The following is a 2803-nucleotide window of genomic DNA, read 5'->3' as shown; positions in this document are numbered from 1 at the left end:
GTCAACCCGTGTGGTGCATGACCACACAGAAAGTGTCGGCAACAATCAGGTGATTACCGTGCGCAAAGATCGTCATAAGGAAATCATCGGTACGGAAGTTAGCAGCATCGGGACACGACAGGTGACAGTGGAAAAAACCAGCGTGCTCAGTGCCAAGGGAGCCATCACTATCCAGTCCACCGAAGCGGGGATCTACATCGGTAATACCAAAGGCAGCATTTCGATCGACAAGGACGGCAATATCCATATTACCGGTGACACCGTCATTATCAATGGCCAGAAAGTGATCACCCTGAACTGATCGCATTCGTGATGTTAAAAAAACAACAAGTTAAAAAGGAAATACCGATGAGTACACACCCTTACCAGATGAATGAAGGCACCCTGACTCTCCCGGCCAACTGGCGCGATGAAACCATGCAGGTGTTTGTCCTGCCGGATGACAGTGGCGTTAATTTGGTGATTAACCGCACACCGGTTCCTGAGGGCAGCGATCCGGCAACCTATTACGCACAAACGCTGACCCAATTTGCGACCCACCTGCCGGGCTATCAGGAGCACCAGCGTTTACAATTGGTACTCAGTGGTGAACCCGCCTGGCGACTGGATTACCACTGGCAAAGCCCGGAAGGGGAAATGCACCAGACGGTGGTCTTGCAGATCCGGGGCAGCCAGTTACTGGCCTTTAACCTGACGTCACCGCACCCCTTTGAAGAAGGGCAACGCACAGCATTACTGGCGGTGATCAGCAGTTTTCAGGCGGCGTGACAGGAGGTCATCATGGGATTGGGTGACGATATTGTCACACGGATTGCCCGTGTGGGGGCGACCCACGCGGTGGGCAGAGTCATGCCCCCTTCACAGCCCCGCGGCCCGGCTGCCGCGCGTGAGGGCGATATTATCCAGCATTCGAGCTTTTTAGGCGCGCTGGCGGGCGTAGTGGTCGGGGCATTGATTGGTGCGGCCGTCTTTGCGGCGGCCTCCGCCGTAATTGTCGGCACCGGCGGATTGGCGACCGCAGCGGTATTGGCATTAGGCACGGCGGGAACGATGGCGCTGGGCGGGTTTATCAGCGATGTCAGTGCGGCGGTGACCAATATGGTGGACAGCATCGGGTCGCCGGATGGTGCCATCAGCCAAGGCTCACCGAATGTGCTGATTGAGGGCAAAGCGGCGGCCCGATCGACCGTGGATTTAGCCGCCTGTAGCAAACATCCGCCCCCGCTGATCGCCCAGGGCAGTGAATCGGTATTTATCAATGGTCAACCGGCGGCCCGAAAAGGTGACAAACTGGTGTGCGGCGCCACCATCAAGAGCGGGGCGGGCAAAGTCTTTATCGGCTCCGGTCAGGGGACTTACCTTGAGATTGAAGAAGAATTCTCCGGCTGGCAACGGGCGTTATTAATCGCGGTCGAATTTGTGGTGCCCCCTTCACGGGGGTTAACCAAGGGAATAGGCAAGCTCTTTACCAAAACCGGCCGGCAGACTCTACTGACCGGCGCAAAGCTGGGAGCCCAAAAAGCCGGCCGTGCCCTGAAAGGCAGGCTGATTTGTGCCAAAGCCGCGTTTAAAGCCAATAAAGGGGTTAAACGTTTCACTCAGGCCACCAAAAAATTCTTCACCGGTGACCCGATAGACGTCACCACCGGCAGCCTGTTTGACCAACGCACCGAGTTTGAGCTGGGGCAAACGATACCCCTGACTTTTACCCGCAGTTGGTCACCGGGACTGCGGGGACTGCTTGGCGAAAACTGGCTGGACAATTTCTCCGAGACCGTTATCGTGACCGACGACCGGGTAGAACTCCTGACGCTGGAAGGGGCTTCCCTGCATTTCGCCCTGCCCCGGAGCGTTGACCACAGCATCAACCCGGATCACCCGGAATTTACGCTGAGCCGTCAAAAACAAGGCTTTGTCCTTACCGAGCGCAATAATCCGGTTCGCAAATACTTCACCCGCTTAGCAGTCACAGAAGAGGAGACGGTACAACGCTGGTTACTCACTGAACACCGTGATCGCAATGGCAATACTGTGCGTTTTCACTATAACGACACCCATCAACTGGAAAAAGTCACCCACAGCGATGGGCCGGAACTGCGGCTGTTCTACCGTGAAGATGGCCTGCTGGCTGACATCCGCCGCACGGATAACGGTCTGAATGACGTGATGATCTGCTATGGCTATCATGTCAACGGCTGGCTGGCTGAAGCGGACAGCACCCAACAATTTCACCTGTTCTATGACTATAACGAACAGGGGCTGATTAGCCGCTGGACGGATGGTGACCAGACCGCGGTGGATTATGCCTATGACACGCAGGGCCGTTGTATCCACAGTATCGGCAGTGGCGGGTTTTACCCGGTGCAACTGACTTATGAACCGGGTATCACCCGTTCCACCACACCGCAAGGCCATACCACCACCTGGCATTACAACGACCAGCAGCAGGTAACCCAGGTCGAAACCCCGTGCGGCCATGTCACGCGTTATGACTATGATGAATGGGGTAACCTGCGCCACCAGATTTTACCGGCAGGGCAAACCCTGACGTTAGATTATCTGGCGGATACCGGGCTGGTCACCCAATTCACCGATGCCACCGGTGCGACATGGCAATATCACTACGATGAGGCTGACCGGCTGATCAGCATGACCGATCCGCTCGGGCGGGTCTGGTGGCAGCAATACGACAATCACGGTAATGCCGACTGCTTTATTGCCCCGGATGGCAATAAAACCACGCTGATGCGCAATGAGTTCGGGCTGGTGATTGCGGCAGAGGACACGGAGGGATACAAGCGGT

Annotated in this window: 2 protein-coding genes and 1 pseudogene; all 3 read left to right on the top strand. The window is 56.2% G+C overall.

All coding sequences use genetic code 11. The features are described from left to right. Positions 1-301 (top strand): annotated as a pseudogene (locus Xedl_RS19235) (type VI secretion system Vgr family protein); the annotation flags it as partial. Positions 302-348: 47 nt separating this feature from the next. Beyond that, positions 349-768: a DUF1795 domain-containing protein gene (locus tag Xedl_RS19230; protein WP_074025309.1), complete on the top strand. Its 420-nt coding sequence runs from the start codon at positions 349-351 to the stop codon at positions 766-768. Between the two features lie 12 nt (positions 769-780). Then, the coding region (locus Xedl_RS19225; protein WP_208605098.1) for a PAAR domain-containing protein at positions 781-2803 on the top strand (2023 nt) is incomplete at its 3' end.

It is taken from the genome of Xenorhabdus eapokensis, assembly GCF_001908105.1.
Note: the sequence above shows the minus strand (reverse complement) of the source record. Positions and strands in the feature narration are given on the sequence as shown.

Excerpts from the sequence above, each read along its gene's own strand:
- Xedl_RS19230 (WP_074025309.1), top strand. The coding sequence starts at position 349 with ATGAGTACACACCCTTACCAGATGAATGAAGGCACCCTGACTCTCCCG.